Origin of the sequence: Cohnella sp. GCM10027633 (genome assembly GCF_042675445.1) — a bacterium.
In the GTDB taxonomy this organism is placed as follows: Bacteria; Bacillota; Bacilli; order Paenibacillales; family Paenibacillaceae; genus Cohnella.
Map to the genome: position 1 here is coordinate 1 of NZ_JBHTGV010000015.1, position 24,874 is coordinate 24,874.

Below are 24,874 nucleotides of genomic sequence, written 5' to 3' on the forward strand. Positions count from 1 at the left end.
CATGTATTAGGCACGCCGCCAGCGTTCGTCCTGAGCCAGGATCAAACTCTCCATAAAAGTGAAACTTTTATCGAAGAGCCATAAAGGCTCAATCTGTATTGCTGGTTTGTTCACCGAAGTGAACGATATTATTACCGTAAATTACGCTCGATGTTCAGTTTTCAAAGAACAAGCTGTGTTGCTTTTTCGCGTCCACCGTGTTAGCGGCGACTTTTATAATATATCACAGCGCCCACATCCGATGCAACCACTAATTTGTGGTAATCATCTCTGCTTGTTGAACCGACAACTTTCTGCCCAACAGGCGCGAGAACTAATGTACCACATTCGGCATAGCCGCGTCAACGTCTAACTCGACATTTTACGTCCGGTAATTCTAATCGTTCGCCGGCGTTCGCGCCGACAAGCAGAATAACCCGCTTCCGCAGGTTATCGCTCATACGATCAATATCGATTGCACGCCTAGAACGAGTCCGATCCCCGGCAGACCGAGCACGGCCACCGTACCGATCGTAACCGGGTTGAGCGGCACGTGCCAGCCCGTTACCCAGCCCGAGAAGTTGAGGGCGTACAACGCCATCGCCGACACGACCAGATGGATCCCGAAGCGCGTAAGCCACCCCTTGGGCGCTTGCTTGCGAAGCAGAACGACGGCTAACGATGCCGCGGACGCGATAAGCAGGATCAGCCAGAACGTCTTCACGCCGATCCCCCGCTTCCGTTAAGCTGACGGTTATGCTCCCAATGCCACTTCGCCTTGCGCAGAAGCATGTCGAGCTTGCGCTCCGCCGCCTCCAGGCAATAGATCGCGTAATCGACCTGATCCGGGCCGAGCGCGTCTTGGAATCTCCACTCCGCGAGTCGCCATTCCCTCTCCGCTTCGCGCACGTCGTCAACCAGTCTCTGTCGTTCGTCCTTCTGTGCCGCAGCCTCTTCCCGAACGACCCGAAGCACGTTTCGGTTCACGGCAATCCCTCCCGCGGTATCGCAAGGTGCCGCCCTTATGGACAACCCACTATACATCTATACACGCGACGGCCGAATTAGAACATGAACCATCAAAAAAAGGCGCCCGCAGGCGCCTTCATGCCGTTCGATATTCAATAGAGCTCCCTACGTCCTTCGAGCGCCCTGGACAACGTCACCTCGTCCGCGTACTCCAAGTCGCCGCCGACCGGCAAGCCGTGCGCGATGCGCGTCACCTTAATGCCGAAAGGCTTCACGAGCCGCGACAAGTACATCGCCGTCGCTTCGCCCTCGATGTTCGGGTTCGTCGCCAAGATCATCTCTTGCACCCGCTCGTCCCCGAGACGCCGTAACAGCTCCGCGATGCGGATATCGTCAGGACCCACCCCGTCCATCGGAGAGATGGCGCCGTTAAGCACATGGTACTGCCCGTTGAACTCGCGGGTTCTCTCCATCGCGACGAGATCCTTCGGTTCCTGCACGACGCAGATGACGGTCTGGTCCCTTCCCTTGTCGGAGCAAATGCGGCAAGGGTCCGTATCCGTAATGTTGCAGCATACGGAGCAATACGTAAGATTGCGCTTCACGTTGACGAGCGCCTTGGCGAAATCGATGACTTCTTCTTCTTTCATTCGCAATACGTAGAATGCGAGCCTCGCCGCCGTCTTCGGCCCGATGCCCGGCAGCCGGGCGAAGGCGTCGATCAGCTTGGCTATCGGTTCCGGATAGAACAACCAGTCGTTCCCCTTTAGAACAGGCCGGGAATTTTCATGCCGCCCGTGTATTTGCCCATATCCTTGTTCGCGAGCTCTTCGGCTTTCGCCAACGCGTCGTTCACCGCGGTCATGACGAGGTCTTGCAGCATCTCTACGTCTTCCGGATCGACCGCTTCCGGCTTGATCGCGATGCCCAGCACCTTCTTATGGCCGTTCACGGATACCGTTACTACGCCGCCGCCCGCCGTTCCTTCGATCGTCTTCGAGCCGAGCTCCTCTTGGGCTTTCAGCATTTGCTCTTGCATCTTCTTCACTTGCTTCATCATTTGGTTCATGTTGTTCATTGCGCTTATTCCTCCCTGAATTAGTCGTCTTTAATCGTTACGAGCTGATCCCCGAACAGACGAATCGCTTCGTCCACCCACGGCTCCTTGGAAGCTCCGGCTTCGTCCTCCGGCTCCAGCCGGAGCTCTTCCCGGCCTTCCCCGGACGGCTTGCCCGAGCTTTCCGCGAGCGCCTCTTGCCACTCCTTCTGCATGACCGTCAACAGCTGCGTCGGCTGGCCGATCATGCTGCCGATAACCCCTTCGATCATCGATTTGTTGGCCGGCCTCTCCGTCGTCTCGCGATGAATCGTGTTGCGGAAGGCGACGAGGAGCGAACCGTCGGCGTAGCTCACCGGTTCGCCGTCGACGAGCCAGGCGTGAACGGTTACCCGCTCTTCCTTGACTCGCTGCAATATTTGCGGCCACTTCGCCAAGATCGGCCCGGCGGCGCCATGTGCCTCGACGAACCCGGTCAGCTTGACGCGGGCTCTCGGCGTCGCCGCCGGCCGTTGCGCGGATGTCGCGCCGCCGGCACCGGGACGGCCTCCGCCGCCGCCTGCCTGGCCCGCCGCGCCGGATGCGGATATTCCCCCGCCGCTTAAGGCCGCGTTCAGCTTGCTCTCCAGCCCGGCGATCTGCTGCCGCAATTGCTGCAGCTCTCCGCGGGCGGCAGCGCCGCCGTCGCCTCGCGCTTCGCCGGCTGCGTCCGCGGAACGTCCGCCCCCCGCCGATACGGACGACGGTTCCGCGCACAGCTTCAGGAGCGCGATCTCGAACATCGTCTGCGGATGCGCGGCGTATTTCATCTCGCCTTGATAACGGTTCAACAGATCAATGATAGCAAATAACCGCTCGCGAGAAAATCCGTCAGCCATCTTGCGCAGCTCGCCGGGATCCGCGATTCGTCCCGAAGAGCCGGTCGCCTCCGGCGCCAACTGCGCGAGCAGCATGTCGCGGAAGTAATGCATCAACTGCTCGAGACACTTGTCCGCGCTCTTGCCGGCCCGCATCATCTCGTCGATCTCGCGCAGCACCGCGGAGGCGTCCGCGTCCCGGATCGCTTCGGCAAGCCGGGCGAACTGTTCCGAAGGCAGGCCGCCCGTCGCGTCGACCGCCTGCGCCAGCGTCACTTGCCCGCCGGTGAAGGAAGAGATCTGATCCAGCAAGCTCAGCGCGTCGCGCATCCCGCCGTCGGACAAGCGCGCGATGTACTTCAGCGCCTCCTCCTCCGCCGAGATGCTCTCTTCGCCGCAAATTTCCCTAAGCCGCCCCGTCTGCTCCTCGAGCGAGACGCGGCGGAAGTCGAAGCGTTGGCAGCGGGAAATGATCGTCGGAGGAAGCCGGTGCGGCTCCGTCGTCGCCAAGACGAACATGACGTGGCCCGGCGGCTCCTCGAGCGTCTTCAGAAGCGCGTTGAACGCCTCCGTCGTGAGCATGTGCACTTCATCGATAATATACACTTTGCGCCGCACTTCGGTCGGCGAATATTTCACTTTGTCCCGAATATCGCGAATTTCTTCGACCCCGCGGTTGGACGCGGCATCGATCTCGACGACGTCCATGACCGACCCGGACGTAATGCGCTGGCATGCGGAGCATTCGTTGCAAGGCTCCGTCGCCGGTCCGCGCTCGCAGTTCACCGCCTTGGATAGAATCTTGGCGGCGCTCGTCTTGCCGGTACCTCTCGGACCGCTGAACAAGTAGGCGTGAGAGAGGCGATTCTCGCGGATCGCGTTCTGCAAGGTCTGAACGATATGTTGTTGCCCGACCATGTCCTGGAACGTCTGGGGACGCCAGGCCCGGTACAAAGCAAGATGTGCCATTGCTTGTCGCTCCCGTCGAAATGCCGTTTCAATCATTATACATCATAGACGGTAAGCGCTCCACCGCCCGATTGCGCCGATCAAGACGAACAGGGCAGCCACACCGTGAACGTCGTCCCGCCGCCGTCCGAAGTCGCTTCGATGCGGCCGCCGAGATCGTGCACGATTCGCTGGCAGATCGACAGCCCCAAACCCGTTCCCTGCTGCTTCGTCGTATAGAACGGCTCGAACACCTTCTCCAGTACCTCCGCCGGAATGCCCGCGCCGGTATCGCGAACTTCTACCGCGAGCCTGTCCGGCCTTTTGGGATCCCCGTACTCCCGAATCGTCAATGTCCCTCCCCCGTGCATCGCTTCGATCGCGTTCTTCCCGAGATTCAAGAACACTTGCTTGAGCAATTCCTTGTCCGCCACGATCGACGGCAGACCGACGTTCGGTTCATGCCTGACCGTGACGTTATGTAGAAGCGCCTCGTTGCTGATCATCGGCAATATCTCCTGCACGACCTTGCCGATTCGCACCGAAGCATACTTCGCTTCCCTCGGCTTGCTTAGGAGCAGAAACTCTCCGACTAGCTCGTTCACGCGCTCGATCTCCGACAACACGATGTTTACGTACTCTTGCTCCCGGCCCATGCTTCGTTCCGCCAGCGTCTTGTTAAGCAACTGCATGAAGCCCTTCATCGCCGTCAGCGGATTGCGGATCTCGTGGGCGGTGCCCGCCGCGATCTGTCCGATCGTCTTCAAGCGATCCGACTGGCGAATCTGTTCCTCCAGCGCGATCTGATGCGATACGTCTCGGAAAATCACGAACGCGCCGACGTGTCCCCCGCCGTCCTCCAACCGATCTCCGTCGAGCATCATCGCGAATCGTCTACTCCCGCTCGTCCAGGTCCAACTTCGATCACGGAACGAACCGCCCAGTAGATGCTCCCTCCCGAACGGAGGCGGCTCGATGCGCATGTCGACCAGCCACTTCTCCAATTCGCGTTCGATCGCGTCTTCCCGCCGGCAACCGAATCGCTCGCATAGCATATCGCTGATCTCGACGATCCGGAATTCGGAATCGAGCACCAGAACCCCGGTTCCGTCCAATGCCAGAAATCGATTGGCGAACCGATTCATATACCACGCTTGCTTCGTCTGCGCCGGATCGTAATCGCCTGTGCGCTCTTGCTCTTCCGGAACGTCCGCCATCGTATCGCCTCCGCCTCCCAGTGACAACAAAAAAAGCACCCAGCGTCCGTCCATACGCTAAGGTGCTTTATTCTTCGAAGTGTCTTATTCAGGACCGTGCACCTGTCCTCGATAATTATGATCCAGCCTAATAAGAAGACGACGCTCAAGCAGAGCGACCCTCCAGCACAAGAACTAAACCACTTACGGCTGCTTCCTTCCGGACCTGACCGGGTTCATGGCCGTCCCTCGCGGAGGACTCTGCCGTCAACACGGCATTTCCTTACCGGAACCTGCATCACAAAACCTAAAACAGGAATTCGACCTCGCTGGAGCGGATTGCGAGTTACAGGGCACCGCTACCTCCCCGTCTAGCACGGCAAAACTAAGTATAGCGAATTGAAGCCGGAAGTGCAACCGAAGGAAACAGTTCCCTCGAATATGCCGCCCCTTGCGCCTATTTCATCGAACTGACGTGAATCGAGTAACGCGGGAAGTTGAACCGCAGCACGGACGCGGCTTGGCTCTCCACCGTCGGTATCTCGTTCGGCTTAAGTCCCTGCGCCAGCTTGATCGACACGTACGCTTCGGCTCCGTTGAAGGTCACCCGCGAACCCGCCACGCCCGGCACGTTTTTGATCGCTTCGGACATCGCCCGGGTATCGTTGGCGTACGTGCTCGTCATGTGGTGGCCGGGAATTCTCGGATACGAATTCGTGCGGCCCAAGTACCCGTCGTCCGCGTAGTTCTGCGTCTTGACGCCGTTGTCGTTCCCGTCGTTCGCCCCGTTGCCGTTGGCATCGCCGCCGTTGTCGTTGTTGCCGCAGCCCGACGCGATCAGGAGCGCGCACGTTGCGGTCGCGATCAACAACACTCGTTTGCTTGGTGTGAGCATAATAAAAAACCTCCCTTTATCCGGTAGGATTTCAAGGGAGGTTCGTTGCTATGCATGGTCAGGCCGTCAATCTTACAGTCCGTATTTCTTCTTGAACTTGTCGACGCGTCCGCCTGCATCGAGGAACTTCTGCTTGCCGGTGAAGAACGGGTGGCAATTCGAGCAGATCTCGACTTTCAGGTTCGAACGAATCGAACCCGTCTCGAACGTATTTCCGCATGCGCACGTTGCCGTAGTCACATGATATTTCGGATGAATAGCTTCTTTCAAAGGGTTCACCTTCTTTCTGCCCTGGACCACATTCGGATCCAGAGTAATAGACACATGAGCAGATTATAGCACAGCGTCGATACCCAGGCAATAGGTCCGCTTCCGCTAAAATAAGGGTGCGGCGACGCTCGGCATGCTTATCTGCGAAGCGCGGCAGGCGGCACGTGCGTATACGAACCGATCACGACGTCCGGAAGCTCCTGCCGGTAAATGTCCAGCAGCGTCTTCATGCCGTAAATTTCGCCTTTGGCCGGCGGAATGAGCGACAAGTACGCGTCGGGGTCGATATTCAGGTTGCGCATTTGGATGAGCTTCAATCCGGTGCGGCGAACGAATTCGATCATCGCCTCGATCTCCTCCTCGCGGTCGGTGACCCCCGGGAAGATCAAGTAGTTGATCGACGTGTATACGCCGTTGTCCGCGGCATACCGCAGCGACTTCTCGACGTTCTTGAGCGTATACCCGCGCGGCATGTAGTACGCGTTATAATGCTCGTCGATGGCGCTAATCGTGCTCACGCGCATCAGATTCAGCCCCGCGTCCGTAATGGCGCGAAGATGATCAGACAATCCCGCGTTCGTATTGATATTAATGTAGCCGAGAGACGTCTGCTCTCTCACCCGCTTCATCGCTTCGATGATCGTCTTCGCCTGCGTCGAAGGCTCGCCTTCGCAGCCTTGACCGAAACTGATGATCGACTCGGGCGTCTTCAGGTGCTCCAGCATGATGTTCACGACGTCGTCCACGGTCGGCTTGAACTTCAGCCGCGTCTGCGGCGCCACGAAGCCGCTGTCGTCCGGCTGCTCCGAGATGCAGCCGTAACAGCCCGCGTTGCAGGAGAAGGAGACCGGCACCGCTCCTTCCAACCGCTGCAGGAACGTATTGGAAGCCGTCAAGCACTCGTATTCGAGCGCGCAATGCGACAAGTGCTTGTACAGCTGGTTGTCGGGATACGCCTTAAGCAGCCTGTCCACCTGAATCTCGAGCTCGCCCCGGTCGCAATGCTCCGGATTCCAAGGCTCCGGATCGTCGGTCGCGTCGGCCGCCACGTAGAATCCGCCGTCCTTCCAGACGACGGCCGTATAACCGAACAACGGGAACTTCTGCGTCTTGTCCGTCTTGTAGTAGCCGGGCACGTAATAGCGCGTGAAGCCTTGCGGCAATAGCGCGCCGACCGCTTGATAATTGCCCGGGAGCAGCTTCATCTCGCCGCTCTTCGGGTCCATGCCGATCGGTCTCGTATGAGGGAGACCGACGAGCGTCGCGCCGGCCGGCAGCGGAATCAGCTCTTCCTCGAGCAGCTCGACCAAGTCGTTGCCGCTTCGCGCGATTCCGTACCATTCGTCGTGGTCGAACACGTTGCCGTGCTCGTCCGCGTATACCAGATGCATGGGCTAAGCCCTCCTCTTCGGCGACCTCAAGAGGAGCTGTTACGCGGCGAACGGCGCGCGCCGCCCGAACCGCCGGGTCCGGACGGCGCCGGGACCCCGCTGGTGTCCAGCGAATCCAGAAACTCTTGGTTGGTCTTCGTTTTCGATAGCTTCTTGAGGAATTGTTCCACGAACTCCATCGAATCGTTCATATTCTTGCGTATCGCCCATAGTTTCTCGAGCGCTTCCTTCTCGAGCAACATCTCTTCGCGGCGCGTTCCCGATCGACGGATGTCGAGCGCCGGGAAGATCCGTCTCTCCGCGAGCTTCCGGTCCAGATGAAGCTCCATGTTGCCCGTGCCTTTGAATTCCTCGTAGATGATGTCGTCCATCCGCGAGCCCGTATCGATGAGCGCCGTCGCCAGAATCGTCAGGCTGCCGCCCTCCTCGACGTTGCGCGCCGCGCCGAAGAACCGCTTCGGACGGTGGAACGCCGCGGGATCGATACCCCCGGAAAGCGTACGTCCCGAAGGAGGAACGACCAGGTTGTAAGCCCGCGCCAATCTCGTGATGCTATCGAGCAGAATGACGACGTCCCGCTTGTGCTCCACGAGCCGCTGCGCGCGCTCTAGCACGAGCTCGGCCATCCTCACGTGGTTGACGGGTTCCTCGTCGAACGTCGAAGCGACGACTTCGCCCTTGACCGACCGCTGCATGTCCGTTACTTCCTCCGGGCGCTCGTCGATAAGCAGCACGAACAGATCGATGTCCGGACGGTTCGCGGTAATGCTGTTGGCGATTTCCTTCAGCAAGAGCGTCTTACCGGCTTTCGGCTGCGCGACGATCAGGCCGCGCTGGCCGAGCCCTACGGGAGCGATCAGATCCATGATACGGGTGGACAAGCGGGAAGGGGACGATTCGAGCTTCAGCTTCGTTTGCGGATAGATCGGGGTAAGAGCGGCGAAATGCAGACGTTCCGCGGCGGCTTCGGGAGACACGCCGTTAACGGCGTTAACTTGCAGCAATCCGAAATGCCGTTCGTTCTCTTTCGGCGGCCGGCACTTGCCGGACACGCGGTCCCCGGATCTCAGATCGAACTTGCGGATCTGCGATTGCGAGATATAGATGTCGTTCTTGCTCGTGCTGTAATCGCCGGGGCGAAGGAAGCCGTAGCCCTCCTGCATGACGTCGAGCACGCCCTCCATGAACAGGAAGCCGCTCCGCTCCGCCTGCGCGCGCAATATCGCGAACGCGAGTTCTTTTTTCTTCATTTGGGAGTAACCTTCGATTTGATGCTGCTTCGCGAGCTTGTACAGCTCGGCCAGCTTCATCTCCTCGAGATCGCTCATCATCAAATCGGCCAATGGAATCCCCACTTTATATCAGAAATCGCTTATCCTTGACGCCAGATCTCCGCTCCGAGATGGCTAAGCTGAGGCACCAGACGTTCGTAGCCGCGGTCGATGTACTCGACGCCGCTAATCTCCGTCGTACCTTCCCCTACCGTAAGCGCGGCCACGACGAGCGCGGCTCCGGCGCGCAAATCCGCCGCCCTGACCTTCGCCGCGTTCAGCCGCCCGCCTTCGATAATGGCGGAGCGTCCTTCGACGCGGATGTTCGCTCCCATGCGGGCAAGCTCGGGAACGTGCTTGAACCGGTTGCTGTACACGTAGTCGGAGAGCACGCTGACGCCCCGGGCTTGCGTAAGCAAGCTGGTCATCGGCGACTGCAGATCGGTGGCGAACCCCGGATAGACGAGCGCCTTGACGTCGACCGCCTCGTAGAGCGGCTGTCCGACGACGCGGATCGCTTCGTCCATCTCGTACACATGCACGCCCATCTCTTGCAGCTTCGCGGTCATCGCTTCCAAGTGCTTCGGTATAATATTATCGATAAGAACGTCGCCGCGGGTTGCCGCTGCGGCGATCATGTATGTTCCTGCTTGAATGCGGTCCGGAATGATAGAGTGCCTGCAGCCGTGCATTTCCTTAACGCCTTCGATGCGAATCGTCTCGGTTCCGGCGCCTTTGATCTTCGCGCCCATGGCGTTCAGCAGCGTAGCCACGTCGATAATCTCCGGCTCCTTGGCCGCGTTCTCGATCAGCGTGAGCCCCTTCGCCCTGGAAGCGGCGAGCATGATGTTGATCGTCGCGCCGACGCTGGCGACGTCGAGGTAAATCTTCGCCCCTCTCAGTTCCTTCGCCCGGATCCGAATCGCGCCGTGATCGTTCGATACTTCCGCGCCGAGCGCCTCGAACCCTTTAATGTGCTGGTCGATCGGACGAGGCTCGAAGTTGCAGCCCCCGGGAAGCCCGATCGTCGCTTCGCCGAATCTTCCGAGAAGCGCGCCCATCAAATAGTAGGATGCGCGGAGCAGCTTGACGCGTCCGTTGGGCATCGGCACCGACGTCATGCGGGATGGATCGATCGACATCGCGTCGTCCGTCCATGATACCTTGCCCCCAAGCTGTTCCAACAATTCCGCCAATACCGCTACGTCGCTAAGCTGAGGAAGGTTGTCCAACCTCACTTCCGATTCCGCCAAGATTGCCGCGGGAATGAGCGCGACCGCGCTGTTCTTCGCACCGCTGATCGCAACGGTGCCTCTCAACGGGCGGCCCCCCCGTACCATCAATTTCTCCATGAATGAGGTCTTCCTCCTCGAGTTGTTGCCGGGCGATCCGTAAATCTCCGACACATGAAGGAACGGGAAAACGCCAAATGACGTTTTCCCGTGCGCAAGTGTGTGCGAATGTGCGATGCCTCCGCGGAGGCTCTATAAGGTCGGGCCGAAATTAAGCTTGGTTGCTGGATCCGAATAAACGGATTTTCTCTTGAACGACGGCTTTCATCGCGTTGCGGGCAGGCGTGAGGTATTTGCGCGGATCGTAAACTTTCGCATCCTTCGCAAGGACATCGCGAATCGCTTGCGTGCAAGCGACTTGGTTCTCGGTGTTCACGTTGATCTTGCCGGCGCCGGCCAAGATCGCTTCGCGGATCATGTCGTCCGGTACGCCGGAACCGCCGTGAAGAACGACAGGCACGGGAATTTTCGCAACGACTTCTTTGATGATATCGAAGTGGATTTTAATTTCGCCTTTGTACATGCCGTGAGCCGTACCGACCGCGATCGCGAGGCAATCGACGCCAGTCTCTTCGTAGAAGCGGATCGCTTCTTCCGGTTTAGCCAGGGCCGCATGCGCTTCGTCCACGCTGATGTCGTCCTCGACGCCGCCGATGGTGCCGAGCTCGCCTTCTACGGATACGCCCATCGCGTGAGCGGCTTTAACGACTTCTTTCGTCAGGCGAATGTTCTCTTCGAACGAATAGTGCGAACCGTCGAACATGACGGAGGAGAAGCCCGCGCGGATACAAGCCATGGCGACTTCAAAGCTGCTGCCGTGGTCGAGGTGAAGCGCGATCGGAAGACCGGACTTCTTCGCTGCCGCTTCCGCGATCGCTACCGTGTACTCCATGCCCATATACTTGAGCGCGCCTTCGCTAACGCCGAAGATGAACGGGGATTTCTCCTCGATCGCCGCGTCCGTGATCGCTTGGGCGAACTCCAGGTTGTTCATGTTGAATTGGCCGACGGCGAATTTGTTCGCTTTGGCTTTCGGCAAAAACTCATTCATAGATACGAGTGGCATAATGTTCAATTCCTCCTGCGGTTTTCATTCTGAATTGTCACGTACGAGCATACTGCACCATTATAGCAATAATGATCGCCGGAAGTAAACCGAACGGGCGTTTCTCCGGCGCGCCCAAAGAAAAGAAGGCCTTACGACCCCGAAGCGAACCGGGACGCAGCGCCTTCTCCCATCTGCATATTAACAGCCGTTCTCATCTCGTCGATATCGAATGGCTTCGTAAAGTGCATCAATGCTCCAAGATCCATCGCTTCCTTGATCATATCGAGCTCGCCGTAGGCGGTCATCATGATCACTTTAATGGTCCGGTCGTGTTCCTTGATTTGCTTCAGAATCTCCAGCCCGTCCATCCCCGGTATCTTCATGTCCAGCAATACCAGATCCGGCCGGTGCATCTTCGCGATCTCCAGGGCCGCACGTCCGTTCGCAGCTTGGAACGTATCGTAGCCTTCCGTGGCGAACACTTCTAGCAGCAAGATCCGGATGCCGACCTGATCGTCTACTATGAGCAGCTTCTTCTTATCCAAGCTCGCATTCCCCCCGTTTCCCAATCCCTAGCATTATTCGCTCCCCGAGGGCCGAATTCCTTCCTTTCCATGTAAAAAAATGAAAAACGCCCCGATTACTATCGAGGCGTTTCCCCTTGCGTTATATTGATGCGGTTCGCCGCTTCTTACGCTTCCGCGTGTTTCAGGGAAGCTTTGACGAACTCGCGGAACAGCGGCTGCGGACGGTTCGGGCGCGACGTGAATTCCGGATGGAATTGCACCGCCAAGAACCACGGATGGTCCGGAAGCTCGATCATCTCGACCAAGCGGCCGTCGGGCGACGTCCCTGAAATGCGCAGGCCTGCCGATTCGATCCGCTCGCGGTATTCGTTGTTGAATTCGTACCGGTGGCGGTGACGTTCGTACACGAGCTCTTCGCCGTAGCATTGAGACGCCAGGCTGCCCGGCACGAGCTTGCACGGGTACAGGCCGAGGCGCATCGTGCCGCCCAAGTCCTCGATGTCCTTCTGCTCGGGCAGCAGGTCGATGACCGGATACGGCGTCGCCGGATGGATCTCGGAGCTGTTCGCGCCGTCGAGACCGGCCATGCCGCGCGCGTATTCCACGACCGCGACTTGCATGCCGAGGCAGATGCCGAAGAACGGAATGCCGCTCTCGCGGGCATAACGGATCGCCGTGACTTTGCCTTCGATGCCGCGGTCTCCGAAACCGCCCGGCACGAGGATTCCTTGCACGCCGCCGAGCATCTCGTTCACGTTCGCCGGCGTTACCTCTTCGGCGTTCACCCAGCGAACCTTCACTTCGGCGTCCGCGTCGAAGCCCGCGTGGGACAACGATTCGACGATGCTGAGGTACGCGTCGTGCAGCGCGACGTACTTGCCGACGATCGCGATCTCCGTCGTGCGCTTCAGCGACTTGACGCGATCGACGAGCGCCGTCCATTCCGTCATGTCCGGAGGACCGACTTGCAGCTTCAGGTGCTTCACGACGTATTCGTCGAGACCTTCGGCTTGCAGGTTAAGCGGTACTTCGTACAACGTGGAGGCGTCGCGGCACTCGACCACGGCGTCCGCTTCGACGTCGCAGAACTGGGCGATCTTGCGCTTCAGGTCCGACGCGAGCGGATGCTCCGTGCGGCAGACGATGACGTTCGGCTGGATGCCGATGCTGCGCAATTCCTTGACGCTATGCTGCGTCGGCTTCGTCTTCACTTCGCCGGCCGCTTTAATGTACGGAATAAGCGTAACGTGAATGTACATGACGTTATCGCGGCCGATGTCGCTCTTGATCTGGCGGATCGCCTCGAGGAACGGCAAGCTCTCGATATCGCCGACCGTACCTCCGATTTCCGTAATCACGACGTCGGAGCCGGCTTCCTTGCCCGCGCGGAACACCCGGTCCTTGATCTCGTTCGTGATGTGCGGAATGACTTGCACCGTACCGCCGAGGTATTCCCCGCGGCGTTCCTTGCTGATGACCGTCGAATAGATCTTGCCCGTCGTCACGTTGTTGTTCTTCGACAGGTTAATATCGATGAAGCGCTCGTAGTGTCCCAGATCGAGGTCGGTCTCCGCCCCGTCGTCCGTCACGAACACTTCGCCGTGCTGATAAGGGCTCATCGTCCCTGGATCCACGTTGATGTAAGGGTCGAATTTCTGAATCGTCACCTTCAATCCGCGGTTCTTCAGCAGCCGCCCGAGCGAGGCGGCGGTAATCCCTTTGCCGAGCGACGACACGACGCCGCCGGTTACGAAAATGTATTTAGTCACCCTGTACGAAACCTCCCACCACATGCCTGCGGCATCCTCATTATCGTTACCTAGTTCGACACTTTCTTTCCTGCAAGCGGGTAAAAAAAACAAAAAAGTGTCACCCAATAAATGGGGGCACTTTGCATTCCTAACGCTATGAAATACCGATCTTTCTAAAGCCCAAGCATTAGTTTAACTTCTGACACAGACCGTGTCAAGCATGAACGGCGAGGATCGCTAACGCTATATTTCCCGAATCATCGAGCATAAACGAAACCCGCCATTCCTAAAGAATGGCGGGAGTGCGCGTCGCCCGCTCGCGGGCTTATTTGTCGTCTTCTTCGTCCTCGTCGAGAGCTTCGTCCTCGTCGTCCTCGAACAGCTCGTCGTCTTCTTCCGAGCCTTTCTCGTCCAGCTCTTCGTCGATCGCGGCGTCTTCGTCCTCTTCGAGGATGGTTTCTTCGTCCACTTCCCCGGCTTCTTCGCCTTCGTCGAAAATTTCCTCGCGCTCTTCGTCGAACAGATCGTACGTCTCGTCTTCCGGCGTGAAGGTTTCTTCCTCGTCCTCGCCGTACAGATCCTCGTCGTCCAGATCGTCGTCGTCGTTAATGATGCGCGGACGCTTGCCGCCGCCGGTTACCGGATCGTCGGTGCGCTCGACCGGATACCAGCGCTTCAGTCCCCACACGTTGCCGCCGACGCAAGCGAAGCGGCCGTCGATGTTGATCTCCGTGTACAGTTGGGCGATAACGTCGATGATCTGGCTTTCGGACAAGCCGCGGATCTTGCCGATTTCCATCATGAGATCTCGGTAGTAGAACGGGGTATTCGCTGCCTTCAGCACCTCGAAAGCAAGGTCGACCATGGGCATTTCCCGGATTTTCTCGGAGTCGAGTTTCAGCACGTACTCGGCGCTCAAGTGTGTTCCACCTCTCTGTATGTGAACCGTTTATTCAACTTTCACGTGATTTGTCAACCTTTAGTAAACCTTATTTCGAATAAAAATGCAAGCCGCCGAAACGGGATTTCGAGGAACATTCGGAGTAATCCACCGCAGCCCCGCGAAGCGAAAAAGCGAAGGAGCGTCCTTGACGGACGACACCTTCGCTTTTCGACTGTATCCCTTCCCGGTCTCTCCGCGGGCGGAGGAACCGGCATGCAAGAGTCTCGCCGGGAAACTCTCCCTTCATCGTATGCCCGGGCGGGGAAAATGACACGGAACGGCGCCTATTTCGCGCGGAAATTGGCCGGTTTCCCATACCGTTCGAGCCCCACTCACATACAGTAGAGGACACGGCAGTTATGCGGACGCGGCGCCGCCAGCCGAATGCACATTCGCCCGGGAGGGGATTCGGATTTGGATGGACGCGAAGTTGTGGAATGGCTTCTCCCCGTTATCTCGTCGGGCATCGATTCGGAACGGAGATCGATTCTCCGGTTCTCCGGACAAGACGATTACGCCCGGTTCCTGCATCATCTGCAGGCTGCTCTCCCCCAGCATCCTCAGCTAGGCCGCATCGTCCCGCTCGGCGTCATGCCCGCCCTGATCTGTCCGGTACCTTGGACGACCGCCGTTCCGCCTCCGCTTCAGGGCGCGCTCCTCCTTGAGCCGGACGAAGCCGTGCAAATTCAGGCGCTGCAGAGCGGATCGATCGTCAGCGAACGCGGCATTCCGTGGGGCGTCGGACATATCGGCGCGCCGGCCGCTTGGAGCCGAACGACCGGTCACCGGGTGAAAGTCGGCGTCATCGACACGGGGGTCGACTTCGGACATCCCGATCTGCGTCATTCGCTCGAGCGGGGTATCAACCTGCTGGAACGGATGGAGCTCCCGCAGGACGACAACGGCCACGGCACGCATATCGCCGGCACGATCGCGGCGGCCAACCAGCGGCAGGGCATGATCGGAGTGGCGCCGCGCGCGCGCATACATCCGATCAAAGCGTTCGACCATAACGGAACGGCTTACGTCTCCGACATCATCCTCGGCATCGAATGGTGCGTGAGGAACGGCATCGACGTCGTCAACATGAGCTTCGGCATGAAGACGAGAAGCCGCTCTCTGTACGCGGCCGTGAGCGGCGCGTTCCGCGCAGGCGTACTTATCGTCGCGTCCTCCGGCAACGACGGACGCAACGGCAGCATCGATTACCCGGCGCGGTATAACCATACGGTAGCGGTCGGCGCGACGACGCGCCAAGGACGGATAGCGGGATTCACGAACCGGAGCGGCTTAATCGACGTCTATGCGCCGGGCGAGCGAATCGTATCCGCATGGCTGAGAGGCAAGCACCGCGAGATGAGCGGCACTTCGATGGCGACGTCTCACGTGACCGGAGCGGTGGCGTTGCTGCTCGGCCTGAAGCCCGGACTCTCTCCCGGTCAGGTCAAGACGATCATCCAGCGCTCCGCCGTGCCGCTCAAGAACGGCAAAACTCCCCGGTCGGCCGGGGAGCTTAGCGTCGCGCGAATGATGAAGTTGGCCGAACAGACGTGATTACATTTTCTCCGGTGCCGATACGCCGACGAGCGCGAGGCAGTTCGCGATCGCGATCCGCAGCGCGGCGAGCAATTGCAGCTTCGCTTGGCTTTGGGCGGCGTCCTCGGTAATGACGCGTTCCGCGCGGTAGTAACTGTGGAATTGCGTCGCCAGTTCATAGACGTAACGAATGATCACGTGCGGCGCGTACAGGCGGGCAGATTCGGAGATTGCCTCCGGCAGCTCGCCGATTTTGCGTATCAGGTCGAACGACGGCTCGGTGTCGAGCAGCGACAAATCGACTTGCTCCAGCGGCAGCACCGCGATTCCCTGCTCTTCCGCCTGGCGGAAAATGCTGCAAATCCGCGCATGGGCGTATTGGACGTAGAATACCGGATTTTCGTTGGAAGTAGATACCGCGAGATCCATGTCGAAATCCAGATGCGAATCCATGCTTCTCATCGTGAAGAAATAGCGAATGGCGTCGACGCCTACTTCGTCCATCAAATCTTCCATCGTAACGGCTTTGCCGGTACGCTTCGACATTTTGACCTTCTCGCCGTTCTGGAACAGGCTGACCATCTGCGCGATGAGTACCGTAAGCTTGTCGGGATCGTTGCCGAGAGCGGCCATCGCCGCTTTCATCCGCGGAATATAGCCGTGGTGGTCCGCGCCCCAGATGTTGATCATCTGATCGTATCCGCGGGCGTACTTATCCATATGGTAGGCTGCGTCCGGCGTCAAGTACGTATAGCTGCCGTCGTTCTTGACGAGCACGCGGTTCTTGTCGTCGCCGTAATCGGTCGAGCGGAGCCATGTCGCACCTTCTTCTTCATATACTTGCCCCTTGGCCTTCAGCGCGTCGAGCGCCTCGACGACTTTGCCCGTCTCGTACAGCGACGTCTCGCTATACCAGATGTCGAAGGCGACGCCGAACCGGCCGAGGTCGCGCTTGATCTTGTCGAGTTCCTTCTCGAGCCCGTACTTGCGGAAAAACTCGAAGCGCGCTTCGTCGGAAAGGCTCAGCAGCTTGTCGCCTTGCTCGGACGCGAGCTCCTTGGCGAAGCCATAGATGTCTTCGCCGTGGTAGCCGTCCTCCGGCATCGCCGCGTCTTGGCCCAATGCCTGGCGATAACGGGCCTCGATCGACTTGGCGAGGTTGTTCACCTGGTTGCCGGCGTCGTTAATGTAATATTCGCGTTTCACGTCGTAGCCGGCCGCCGCCAGCACGTTGCACAGCGCGTCGCCTACCGCCGCTCCACGCGCGTGCCCCAGATGCAGGCTGCCCGTCGGGTTCGCGCTAACGAATTCGACGTTGACGGACTTCCCATGTCCGACGCTAATCTTGCCGTAGTTCTCGCCCTGGCTCAGCGCTTCCCCGATGATCGGGTACAGGTAGCCTTTGTCCAGACGGAAGTTAATGAAGCCGGGACCCGCGATCTCCGCGGACAAGATGCTTGCCTTCGCATGGTCGAGGTTCGCGATGAGCGCCTCAGCGATTTGACGCGGATTGCGCTTCGCGATCTTCGTCAATTGCATCGCAAGGTTAGTGGACAGGTCGCCGTGGCTCTTGTCTTTCGGCACCTCGAGCGTGACCGCCGGAATGTCGTTTGCGTCGGCCACGAGGCCGGCCGCGGTCGCCGCTTGGGCGAGGGTCGATCTCAATTGTTCATAATAACGGTCCAGTGCGTTCGTCATGATTGCGTTTCCTCCTTGTATCAAATCAATCGTTCGTCTCTTCGCCCGCGCCGTCGTTCTCCCATCGCTCCGCGTGGAGACGGACGATGAATTGGCCTGCCGGTTCGTCCGCCGACCATAGCTTGTAATGCCATTCCAATACGAGCGGCAGCGTCGGCAGCGGCAGCGCATGCTCGTCGGAGCCGGGAATCGTGTCGGAGACGACCCTGAGCAACGTCGTCTCCGAGTCCAGATTCAACCGGACTTGGCCGTTCGCGTAATAGCCCGGCAATCGATCGCCCAGCGCGAACGACTGCTCCGACTCCGCGTCTCCTCGCCGCGTCACTTTCAGCACGCCGTTCTTCCAGGAGACTAGCGTCCTTACGCTGTTCCCCTCGTCTTCCTCGTCGTACTTGACGTAGATGCCGTTATTCCTGTAGTACCATTCCCCGTTCAACGTACGCGACAGCTTCTCTCCGTCCGCCGTGCTGTCTAGCGTGATGCGGACGAGCGCCTTGGAGGAGACTCCCGGTTGTTCCGTCATCGTTACCCCTCCCTTTCGCAACAAACATAAAAGCCCCCGTCTCTGTGCAAGAGACGGAGGCTGACTCCGCGGTACCACTCTTCTAGCCGTTCCGATCGGCCGATAGGCGCACGCGGAACGACGACTTGAACACGATAACGGAGTGACCGGATCGACCTACGCGGCGCTTCGCGCTTTCGGAGGATCGGCTCACGGGTGCGCTTCCGATAACGCAAGGACCGCCGGCTCCCACCTCCCCGGCTCGCTGTTCGCCCTCTCGCTAACGTACTGTCCCGATCAATGCCTGTAGCTTTGTTGTTCTTATTCTATAAGATGAAGCCATGCGTGGCAAGGGGTATCGGCGCGGACATCCGCGGATTTCTTCGCGTCCCGCTTCAGCCTCCGGGCACACGGCCGCCCATCTTCTCGATCTCACGGCATAGCTCGTGCTGCCAATCGGCGTCCTCGGCCATCGACGCGACGAGCGATAGATTGTACAGCTGCGCCAGCCTGTAGCAATAATCGGCGTTGAGATCCAAGCAATGGTCGAGCTCCCGCTGCTCCGCGTCGGTCAGCTTCTTGCGTCTCTGGACGATTCTCAGCTCCGCCATTCTCTCGTATACCGGCAGCATCCCCATGAGCAACACTCTCCTCTTCCCAGCATGCCCAGATCCGGGCGGGGTTAAAACCGGGAGGAGGATTCCTGAGTGAACCGCCGTCTCACGCCTGCCGTTCGAACGCGACGATCCAATCGCCCTGCACCGCGGCATACCCCGAGTCGCCTTCGACGAGAAGTCCGTACAGGTTCTTCACGTCCAAATATTCGCGCCTTGTGCCGTCATCGAACTCCAACGTGACGTAATAGTACGTTCGGGACGAGTTCGCGGCGTGCATGCCGCCGTTCCCGTTGTTATGATGGGCCGTGCGGCTGCGGACGTCCATTCGCTTGGCGACGACCCGCGCGAATGCCGATTCCTTCGGCGCTCTCGCGTTCTTCACGTATCGGACGCCGTTAACCGCCATGCCCGTGAACACGGCCACGAACCCGATGACGACGATGATCGGAACGAGCGTGAACAGCAAACCGGAGAAGCCCGGTCCCCCGCCTGTAAAATCTCCCATTATTCGCACATCCCTCCTGCTGCATTCGGATAGAGGTATATACGCCGCCGCGACCCGCTCGTTGCTGTCGCGCGAGAAAAATCCCCCGAACCTGCGCGAAGCGCGCAATGTACGGGGGCATGACTTACGCTTCTTTACTTCACGAAGCCGAGCAGCATCTCGCGAATCATCTTCGAAGCGACGATCGGCGTCATCTCCGAAGGATCGTAGATCGGCGCCACTTCGACGAGGTCGAAGCCGACGACGTTGACGCCGGAACGCGCGATCGCATGGATCGCTTCGAGCAGCTCCTTCGTCGTGATGCCGCCCGCTTCCGTCGTTCCGGTACCCGGCGCCGCGGACGGATCGAGCACGTCGATGTCGATCGTCACGTATACGGGGCGGCCCGCAAGCGAAGGAAGCTCCTTCTTCAGCGGCTCGGCGACTTCGAACGGGTGGAAGTGGATGCCGGACTCGAGCGCGTACGTCCAGTCTTCCTTCGAGCCGGAACGGATGCCGAACTGGTAGATGTTCGACGGGCCCATGAGCTCGGCCGCTTTGCGAAGCGGCGTCGAGTGGGACAGCGGCTCGCCCTCGTACTCCTCGCGCAGGTCGGTATGCGCGTCGAAGTGGATAATCGCGAGGTCCGGATATTTCTTATACACCTCTTGAATGACCGGCCAGCTGACCAGGTGCTCTCCGCCGAGGCCGACCGGGATTTTGCCGTCCGCCAGCACGCCGCGCACGAACTCCCCGATGATATCGAGGCTCTTTGCGGCGTTGCCGAACGGGAGCAGAAGGTCGCCGGCATCGAAGTAAGACAAGTCTACGATGCTGCGGTCGAGGTACGGACTGTACTCTTCGAGTCCGACCGACGCTTCGCGGATGCGGCCCGGGCCGAAACGGGAGCCTGGACGGAACGATACGGTGTAGTCCATCGGCATGCCGTAGATAACCGCTTTGGAGGCGGCGTAGTCGTCCGTGCTGCAGATGAACACGTTACCTGAATAAGCTTGATTAAGACGCATGAGAGATCTCCTTTAATGTAGAAGCACTGTTATTGGGTAAGCTCCTCGACGAATTTCGGCAGCGCGAACGCCGCTTTGTGCAGGCGAGGAGAGTAATACTTCGTGTCGAGCTCCGGGATCGCGGACTCGTCCGCTTGCAGCGGATCGTGCTTCTTGCTGCCCATCGTGAACGTCCACAGACCGCTCGGATACGTCGGAATGTTCGCGCAGTACACGCGGACGATCGGGAACACTTCCTTCACGTCGCGGTTGACGCTCCGGATCAGGTCGGCTTTGAACCACGGATTGTCCGTCTGCGCGACGAAGATGCCGTCTTCCTTCAACGCGTCGTAGATGCCTTGGTAGAAGCCCTTCGTGAACAGGTTGACCGCCGGGCCGACCGGTTCGGTGGAATCGACCATGATGACGTCGTATGTCTTCTTGTGATCATGGATGTGCATGTAGCCGTCGTTCACGATAACTTCGACTCGCGGATCCTCGAGGCGGCCCGCGATCGACGGAAGGTATTGCTTCGAATATTCGATGACTTTGCCGTCGATTTCGACGAGCACGGCTTTTTTTACCCTCGGATGCTTCAGCACTTCGCGGATAACGCCGCCATCGCCGCCGCCGACGACGAGCACGAACTCCGGATTCGGATGTGTGAACAGCGCCGGATGAGCCACCATCTCATGATAGACGAATTCGTCCTTGATCGTCGTCATGACCATGCCGTCGAGGACGAGCATGTTGCCGTATTCCTCCGTCTCGATCATCGCGAGCTCTTGGAACTCCGTCCGTTCGTGAACCATCGTGCGCTTGATTTTCATCGTTATGCCGAAGTTCTCGGTCTGCTTCTCCGTATACCACAATTCCATGGAGGACATGGGATCCCTGCTTTCTATCGCGAATATGAGCGGTCCGCTATATTGTCCCAATTACCCTGTATTATATAAAATCAAGCCCAAAAAGCAACTCGCCCCCTTCCCGAAGCCCTCCCGGGGGATAGTCCGGCCGCGCTTATTCCATACTATAGGAGAATTTCTCGAACGCGAACGGAGGAGGAACGCTTGGACAACACCGATCGTCCGCAGGATAAGCAGACCGCGAAGCGGCCGATATCGAAATGGACGAAGCTTCGGCGCCGGCTGGGCTGGATGACGCTGCTCTCCATGCTGCTGCTCGCGGGCGGCGGCTTCTACATGCTTCGTTACGGCGCGCTGCCGGCAGGCTCGATCATGCAATCGACCCGCATTCTCGACTCGGAAGGCGTCGTGCTCGCATCCGTGCAAGGCGGCGTCAACCGGCAGACGGTCAAGCTCGCCGATATTTCCCCATGGCTCGTCAAAGCGACCGTCGCGATCGAGGACCGGCGATTCTACGAACACGCGGGCGTCGATCTGCGAGGGCTCGCCCGCGCCGCTTACGTGGACGTGCGCAACCTGTCGAAGCGGCAAGGCGCAAGCACGTTAACGCAGCAGCTCGCCCGGAACTTATACTTGTCTCACGAGCGGACGTGGTCCCGCAAGCTCAAGGAAGCCTGGTATGCCGCCCGGCTAGAGCAGACCTATTCGAAAGACGAGATTCTCGAGCTCTATCTGAACCAAATTTATTACGGCCACGGAGCGTACGGCGCGGAAGCGGCGGCCCGCCTCTACTTCGACAAGCCGGCGAAGCAGCTGTCGATCGCCGAGAGCGCCTTGCTCGCCGGCATTCCGAAAGGGCCTCGCTACTATTCTCCTCACCTGCATCCCGCGGAATCGAAGGCCCGGAGGCAGCAGGTCATAGATGCGATGCTAGAGACGCGGCAGATTACGGCGGACCAAGCGAAGAAGGCGGCCGCGAAGCCGCTCGGCATTCGCCCGCTCCCGGAGGAGCAAGCAAGCGCCGCGCCGTACTTCGTCGATTACGTGAAGAAGATCGCGGTCGAGAAGCTCGGTCTCGACGAACGCCTAATTAATGAAGGCGGATTGCGGATCTATACGACGCTGGACGCCCGCATGCAGAAGCAGGCCGAGGACGCGGTCAAACACGGGCTTCCCGGCGGCGACTCGGAGCTTCAGGCCGCGTTAATCTCGATCGATCCGCGCAACGGTTATATCAAAGCGATGGTCGGCGGACGCAATTATCGCCGCAACCAGTATAACCGCGTTTTCGCGACGAGCCGTCAGCCGGGTTCCTCGTTCAAGCCGATCCTATACGCCGCCGCGCTCGATCGGCATGCCGTAACGCCCGCTACCCGCTACCGCAGCGAGCCGACGCTGTTCTACTTCGACGACAATCGCCAGATGTACCGGCCGAGCAATTACAACAATCGATACTTCAACGGGGAGATCGGCCTGCGTCAAGCGATCGCCGCGTCCGACAACATCTACGCGGTGAACACGATCATGCAGGTCGGGCCGGAGCAAGTGATCGAGATGGCGCGCAAGCTGGGCATCACGTCCCCGCTCCATGCCGTTCCGTCGTTGGCGCTCGGCACGTTCCCGGTCAGTCCGTTCGAGATGGCGTCCTCTTACGCCGTGTTCGCCGCCCAAGGACGGAAGGCGCAGCCGATCGCCATTACCCGAATTCTGGACGCGGAGGGCGATCTTATCTACGAGGCGCATCCGACGGACGCGCAGATCGTCTCGCCGGCGCTCGCTTACGTGACGACGCACCTGCTCGAAGGCGTGTTCGACCGCGGCGGCACCGGGCACAGGATATCGAAAATGCTGAAGAGGCCCGTCGCCGGGAAGACGGGAACGACCGACTCCGACGCCTGGTTCGTCGGGTATACGCCCGAGCTGACGACGGCCGTATGGGTCGGTTACGACAAAGGCCGTCCGATCAAGTCGAACGAGGCGCATCGCGCGGCGCCGATCTTCGCGAAGTTCACGGAAGCGGCGCTTGCCGGCATCCCGCCGAGCGCCTTCTCCGTGCCGGAAGGCGTCGTGAACGCGACGTTCGATCCCGCGACGAGCTTGCTCGCCGCGCCGGAATGCCCGGCGGAGTGGACGACGGAAGTTTTCCTGGCGGGCACCGAGCCGACCGAGTCGTGCGCGCTCCATCGCGATCCGGGCGAAGGGGATCCGGAGCCCCCTCGCGGAGGTCGCCCGTGGTGGCGCAAGTTCAAGCATTGGTGGTAACAAAGGACAAGCCGGCTCGCGGATTCCGCAAGTCGGCTTGTTCGTTTGTTGGATCGGTGACGGGCACGGGAGAGATTAGCGGAGCGTGGCGCCGTTATTCCGACCCATCGGCTCAGGGCGGGCAGTTTAGCGGAGCGTAACTCCGTTAATCCGGCACATCGGCCCGGGTTCGGCAGTTTAGCGGAGTGTGGCGCCGATATTCCGACCTAGCGGCCCGAGGCGGGCAGTTTAGCGGAGCGTGGCGCCGTTAATTCGACGTAACGGCCCGGTGCTGGCAAGATAGCGGAGCGTGGCGCAGTTAATGCAACTCTTCAGCCTGAGTTCGGCAGATTAAGCGGAGCCTGGCGCCGTTATTCCGGCGCATCGGTCCGGGGCCGGCAGGTCAGCGCCTCGAGCCGTTCACTTCGCCCTGCTGCTGCGCATCGCCGCCAGCAGCTTCACGCCGGCGACCTGACCCTCCACGAACTTGCGGTACTCCGGCGACTCCATCGGTACGATCGCCATCCGCCCCTCTTCGTCGAAGTGGACGCCCCAGCCGTACTTCTTCGCGAGCATCGACGCGCGGAAGCACGCCGTCGGCTTGCCGTAGAACGCCTCGCGCGCCGCCTCGAGCTCCGAGTCCGGAATCTCCTTGTGCCGCGCGTGCACTTGGAACAAAATATCTTCCTGCGTATACGTATACGGACTTCCGGAGAGCAGCTCGAATTCGATGCCCGGCTTCGTCTTGCCCGTCTTCTTGTCCGGAGGCTCGATCCCCCGCTCGGCCGGGCAATCCGGCGCTACCGTGATGAACGTGTTATAGTAGTTCCAATCCATCGCCAATTTCCTCCTTACGCTTCTCCTGAAATCGCAAGAAGCCGCCATCGATCCACGCTTCGTGAACTTCGGGCAGCTTCATGGGGTCATTTTATCGCGTTAATCTTTCATGCCAGTAAATCCTTGAGCGCTTGCGGGGAACGATCCCACCACTCGCCGTTATGCTCCGTAAGCAGCTTGCGCAGCGCTTGCTTCTCGACCGGACCGATGTTCTCGAGCATGAACTTGCGCTTAAGCGCCGCGTCCAGCCGGTTCACGTGATCGGGCAGCAGCTTCCAGCCGCGGCGGGCTTCCGTATCGATGAGCATCTCGCAAGACGTCGCGCCCGCATAGTAGCTGCCTTCCTCGTTGCGGTCGACCGCGACCCATACGATCCAAGCCGGACGGCCGTTCGGCACGTCCTCCTTGTTCGGCGAGAACTTGATGCCCTTCTCCACCTTGCTCTTCGCGTGCATGGCGCCGACGTCGATATACGCCTCGCCCGCGTCGATGATGACGCACGACACCTGGCTCAGATCGATCGTGCCCGCTCCGAACCCTCTGTGCTCCTTGTTGCTGACGACGTTAAGCGACAGCTTCTTCTTCTCCGGCTGCTGCGGCTGTTGACCGTTGTTCTCCATGTAATCCCAGACCTCCGAACGCGCGATAATAAATAAAAACCGGGCTCCGGTCCTCTCCGCAGAGGCCATACC

25 protein-coding genes and 1 other RNA gene are annotated in these 24,874 nt (G+C 59.5%); 2 read left to right on the forward strand and 24 right to left on the reverse strand.

Annotated elements, in window-relative coordinates; translation table 11 throughout:
- Window positions 1-436: 436 nt before the first annotated feature.
- The 16 genes from ACFQZG_RS23595 to rpoE form a co-directional block, all read right to left on the reverse strand.
- Window positions 437-703 carry a pro-sigmaK processing inhibitor BofA family protein gene (locus ACFQZG_RS23595; RefSeq protein ID WP_378157051.1) on the reverse strand — a complete coding sequence of 89 codons (267 nt, stop codon included), beginning with the start codon at window positions 701-703 and terminating at the stop codon, window positions 437-439.
- A complete protein-coding gene (locus ACFQZG_RS23600) occupies window positions 700-966 on the reverse strand; it encodes a DUF2508 domain-containing protein (protein WP_378157053.1) in 267 nt (88 codons plus the stop codon). Before ACFQZG_RS23600 ends, ACFQZG_RS23595 begins: the two co-directional genes overlap by 4 nt.
- 134 nt (window positions 967-1,100) lie before the next feature.
- The gene (gene recR, locus ACFQZG_RS23605; protein WP_378157055.1) at window positions 1,101-1,700 is read right to left on the reverse strand and encodes a recombination mediator RecR; all 600 of its coding nucleotides are present in this window, start codon (window positions 1,698-1,700) and stop codon (window positions 1,101-1,103) included.
- A gap of 14 nt (window positions 1,701-1,714) precedes the next feature.
- Window positions 1,715-2,026: a YbaB/EbfC family nucleoid-associated protein gene (locus ACFQZG_RS23610; RefSeq protein ID WP_378157057.1), complete on the reverse strand. Its 312-nt coding sequence runs from the start codon at window positions 2,024-2,026 to the stop codon at window positions 1,715-1,717.
- Between the two features lie 20 nt (window positions 2,027-2,046).
- The gene (gene dnaX / locus ACFQZG_RS23615) at window positions 2,047-3,831 is read right to left on the reverse strand and encodes a DNA polymerase III subunit gamma/tau (RefSeq protein WP_378157059.1); all 1,785 of its coding nucleotides are present in this window, start codon (window positions 3,829-3,831) and stop codon (window positions 2,047-2,049) included.
- Between the two features lie 80 nt (window positions 3,832-3,911).
- A complete protein-coding gene (locus ACFQZG_RS23620; RefSeq protein WP_378157061.1) occupies window positions 3,912-5,027 on the reverse strand; it encodes a two-component system sensor histidine kinase NtrB in 1,116 nt (371 codons plus the stop codon).
- Window positions 5,028-5,121: 94 nt separating this feature from the next.
- An RNA gene (gene ffs, locus ACFQZG_RS23625) (signal recognition particle sRNA large type) lies at window positions 5,122-5,386 on the reverse strand.
- Window positions 5,387-5,463: 77 nt separating this feature from the next.
- Window positions 5,464-5,901 carry a hypothetical protein gene (locus ACFQZG_RS23630; protein WP_378157063.1) on the reverse strand — a complete coding sequence of 146 codons (438 nt, stop codon included), beginning with the start codon at window positions 5,899-5,901 and terminating at the stop codon, window positions 5,464-5,466.
- Window positions 5,902-5,973: 72 nt separating this feature from the next.
- Entirely contained in the window at window positions 5,974-6,171 is a 198-nt protein-coding gene (gene rpmE, locus ACFQZG_RS23635) for a 50S ribosomal protein L31 (protein ID WP_378157065.1), read from the reverse strand.
- Between the two features lie 137 nt (window positions 6,172-6,308).
- Window positions 6,309-7,562, reverse strand: coding sequence for a radical SAM family protein (locus ACFQZG_RS23640; RefSeq protein ID WP_378157067.1), 1,254 nt, complete (start codon window positions 7,560-7,562; stop codon window positions 6,309-6,311).
- A 26-nt stretch (window positions 7,563-7,588) separates the two neighbouring features.
- The gene (rho, locus tag ACFQZG_RS23645; RefSeq protein WP_378157248.1) at window positions 7,589-8,893 is read right to left on the reverse strand and encodes a transcription termination factor Rho; all 1,305 of its coding nucleotides are present in this window, start codon (window positions 8,891-8,893) and stop codon (window positions 7,589-7,591) included.
- Between the two features lie 41 nt (window positions 8,894-8,934).
- Window positions 8,935-10,185 (reverse strand): UDP-N-acetylglucosamine 1-carboxyvinyltransferase, encoded by a 1,251-nt coding sequence (locus tag ACFQZG_RS23650; protein ID WP_378157069.1) that lies wholly within the window; start codon window positions 10,183-10,185, stop codon window positions 8,935-8,937.
- Between the two features lie 151 nt (window positions 10,186-10,336).
- On the reverse strand, window positions 10,337-11,191 hold the full coding sequence (gene fba / locus ACFQZG_RS23655) for a class II fructose-1,6-bisphosphate aldolase (protein WP_378157071.1): 855 nt from the start codon (window positions 11,189-11,191) through the stop codon (window positions 10,337-10,339).
- A 131-nt stretch (window positions 11,192-11,322) separates the two neighbouring features.
- Window positions 11,323-11,718: a response regulator gene (locus tag ACFQZG_RS23660; protein WP_378157073.1), complete on the reverse strand. Its 396-nt coding sequence runs from the start codon at window positions 11,716-11,718 to the stop codon at window positions 11,323-11,325.
- 146 nt (window positions 11,719-11,864) lie between these two features.
- Window positions 11,865-13,469 carry a CTP synthase gene (locus tag ACFQZG_RS23665; RefSeq protein WP_378157075.1) on the reverse strand — a complete coding sequence of 535 codons (1,605 nt, stop codon included), beginning with the start codon at window positions 13,467-13,469 and terminating at the stop codon, window positions 11,865-11,867.
- Window positions 13,470-13,776: 307 nt separating this feature from the next.
- Window positions 13,777-14,370 carry a DNA-directed RNA polymerase subunit delta gene (rpoE, locus tag ACFQZG_RS23670; protein WP_378157076.1) on the reverse strand — a complete coding sequence of 198 codons (594 nt, stop codon included), beginning with the start codon at window positions 14,368-14,370 and terminating at the stop codon, window positions 13,777-13,779.
- Between the two features lie 438 nt (window positions 14,371-14,808).
- Here rpoE and ACFQZG_RS23675 point away from each other — a divergent pair, with 438 nt between their 5' ends.
- Window positions 14,809-15,948 carry a S8 family peptidase gene (locus ACFQZG_RS23675; RefSeq protein ID WP_378157078.1) on the forward strand — a complete coding sequence of 380 codons (1,140 nt, stop codon included), beginning with the start codon at window positions 14,809-14,811 and terminating at the stop codon, window positions 15,946-15,948.
- Here ACFQZG_RS23675 and argS read toward each other — a convergent pair whose 3' ends face one another.
- The 6 genes from argS to speE form a co-directional block, all read right to left on the reverse strand.
- The gene (argS, locus tag ACFQZG_RS23680) at window positions 15,949-17,628 is read right to left on the reverse strand and encodes an arginine--tRNA ligase (RefSeq protein WP_378157080.1); all 1,680 of its coding nucleotides are present in this window, start codon (window positions 17,626-17,628) and stop codon (window positions 15,949-15,951) included.
- Window positions 17,629-17,653: 25 nt separating this feature from the next.
- Window positions 17,654-18,151, reverse strand: a complete 498-nt coding sequence (locus ACFQZG_RS23685) for a DUF1934 family protein (RefSeq protein ID WP_378157082.1) — start codon at window positions 18,149-18,151, stop codon at window positions 17,654-17,656.
- A 374-nt stretch (window positions 18,152-18,525) separates the two neighbouring features.
- The gene (locus tag ACFQZG_RS23690) at window positions 18,526-18,768 is read right to left on the reverse strand and encodes a DUF7667 family protein (RefSeq protein WP_378157084.1); all 243 of its coding nucleotides are present in this window, start codon (window positions 18,766-18,768) and stop codon (window positions 18,526-18,528) included.
- Between the two features lie 82 nt (window positions 18,769-18,850).
- Window positions 18,851-19,252, reverse strand: coding sequence for a DUF2500 domain-containing protein (locus tag ACFQZG_RS23695; protein WP_378157086.1), 402 nt, complete (start codon window positions 19,250-19,252; stop codon window positions 18,851-18,853).
- A gap of 134 nt (window positions 19,253-19,386) precedes the next feature.
- Window positions 19,387-20,259 carry an agmatinase gene (gene speB / locus ACFQZG_RS23700; protein WP_378157088.1) on the reverse strand — a complete coding sequence of 291 codons (873 nt, stop codon included), beginning with the start codon at window positions 20,257-20,259 and terminating at the stop codon, window positions 19,387-19,389.
- 29 nt (window positions 20,260-20,288) lie between these two features.
- Window positions 20,289-21,116: a polyamine aminopropyltransferase gene (gene speE, locus ACFQZG_RS23705; protein WP_378157090.1), complete on the reverse strand. Its 828-nt coding sequence runs from the start codon at window positions 21,114-21,116 to the stop codon at window positions 20,289-20,291.
- 192 nt (window positions 21,117-21,308) lie between these two features.
- Between speE and ACFQZG_RS23710 the strand changes: the two genes are divergently transcribed.
- Window positions 21,309-23,366, forward strand: a complete 2,058-nt coding sequence (locus ACFQZG_RS23710; protein WP_378157092.1) for a transglycosylase domain-containing protein — start codon at window positions 21,309-21,311, stop codon at window positions 23,364-23,366.
- A gap of 399 nt (window positions 23,367-23,765) precedes the next feature.
- On the opposite strand, the gene ACFQZG_RS23715 is transcribed toward ACFQZG_RS23710, so the two are convergent.
- The gene (locus ACFQZG_RS23715) at window positions 23,766-24,182 is read right to left on the reverse strand and encodes a DUF6157 family protein (RefSeq protein WP_378157094.1); all 417 of its coding nucleotides are present in this window, start codon (window positions 24,180-24,182) and stop codon (window positions 23,766-23,768) included.
- A 107-nt stretch (window positions 24,183-24,289) separates the two neighbouring features.
- Window positions 24,290-24,802 (reverse strand): YwhD family protein, encoded by a 513-nt coding sequence (locus ACFQZG_RS23720; protein WP_378157096.1) that lies wholly within the window; start codon window positions 24,800-24,802, stop codon window positions 24,290-24,292.
- Window positions 24,803-24,874: the final 72 nt, after the last annotated feature.

Excerpts from the sequence above, each read along its gene's own strand:
- ACFQZG_RS23610 (WP_378157057.1), bottom strand. The coding sequence starts at position 2,026 with ATGAACAACATGAACCAAATGATGAAGCAAGTGAAGAAGATGCAAGAG.
- dnaX (WP_378157059.1), bottom strand. The coding sequence starts at position 3,831 with ATGGCACATCTTGCTTTGTACCGGGCCTGGCGTCCCCAGACGTTCCAG.
- ACFQZG_RS23620 (WP_378157061.1), bottom strand. The coding sequence starts at position 5,027 with ATGGCGGACGTTCCGGAAGAGCAAGAGCGCACAGGCGATTACGATCCG.
- ACFQZG_RS23630 (WP_378157063.1), bottom strand. The coding sequence starts at position 5,901 with ATGCTCACACCAAGCAAACGAGTGTTGTTGATCGCGACCGCAACGTGC.
- ACFQZG_RS23640 (WP_378157067.1), bottom strand. The coding sequence starts at position 7,562 with ATGCATCTGGTATACGCGGACGAGCACGGCAACGTGTTCGACCACGAC.
- rho (WP_378157248.1), bottom strand. The coding sequence starts at position 8,893 with ATGATGAGCGATCTCGAGGAGATGAAGCTGGCCGAGCTGTACAAGCTC.
- ACFQZG_RS23650 (WP_378157069.1), bottom strand. The coding sequence starts at position 10,185 with ATGGAGAAATTGATGGTACGGGGGGGCCGCCCGTTGAGAGGCACCGTT.
- fba (WP_378157071.1), bottom strand. The coding sequence starts at position 11,191 with ATGCCACTCGTATCTATGAATGAGTTTTTGCCGAAAGCCAAAGCGAAC.
- argS (WP_378157080.1), bottom strand. The coding sequence starts at position 17,628 with ATGACGAACGCACTGGACCGTTATTATGAACAATTGAGATCGACCCTC.
- ACFQZG_RS23685 (WP_378157082.1), bottom strand. The coding sequence starts at position 18,151 with ATGACGGAACAACCGGGAGTCTCCTCCAAGGCGCTCGTCCGCATCACG.
- ACFQZG_RS23690 (WP_378157084.1), bottom strand. The coding sequence starts at position 18,768 with ATGGGGATGCTGCCGGTATACGAGAGAATGGCGGAGCTGAGAATCGTC.
- ACFQZG_RS23695 (WP_378157086.1), bottom strand. The coding sequence starts at position 19,252 with ATGGGAGATTTTACAGGCGGGGGACCGGGCTTCTCCGGTTTGCTGTTC.
- speB (WP_378157088.1), bottom strand. The coding sequence starts at position 20,259 with ATGCGTCTTAATCAAGCTTATTCAGGTAACGTGTTCATCTGCAGCACG.
- speE (WP_378157090.1), bottom strand. The coding sequence starts at position 21,116 with ATGGAATTGTGGTATACGGAGAAGCAGACCGAGAACTTCGGCATAACG.
- ACFQZG_RS23715 (WP_378157094.1), bottom strand. The coding sequence starts at position 24,182 with ATGGATTGGAACTACTATAACACGTTCATCACGGTAGCGCCGGATTGC.
- ACFQZG_RS23720 (WP_378157096.1), bottom strand. The coding sequence starts at position 24,802 with ATGGAGAACAACGGTCAACAGCCGCAGCAGCCGGAGAAGAAGAAGCTG.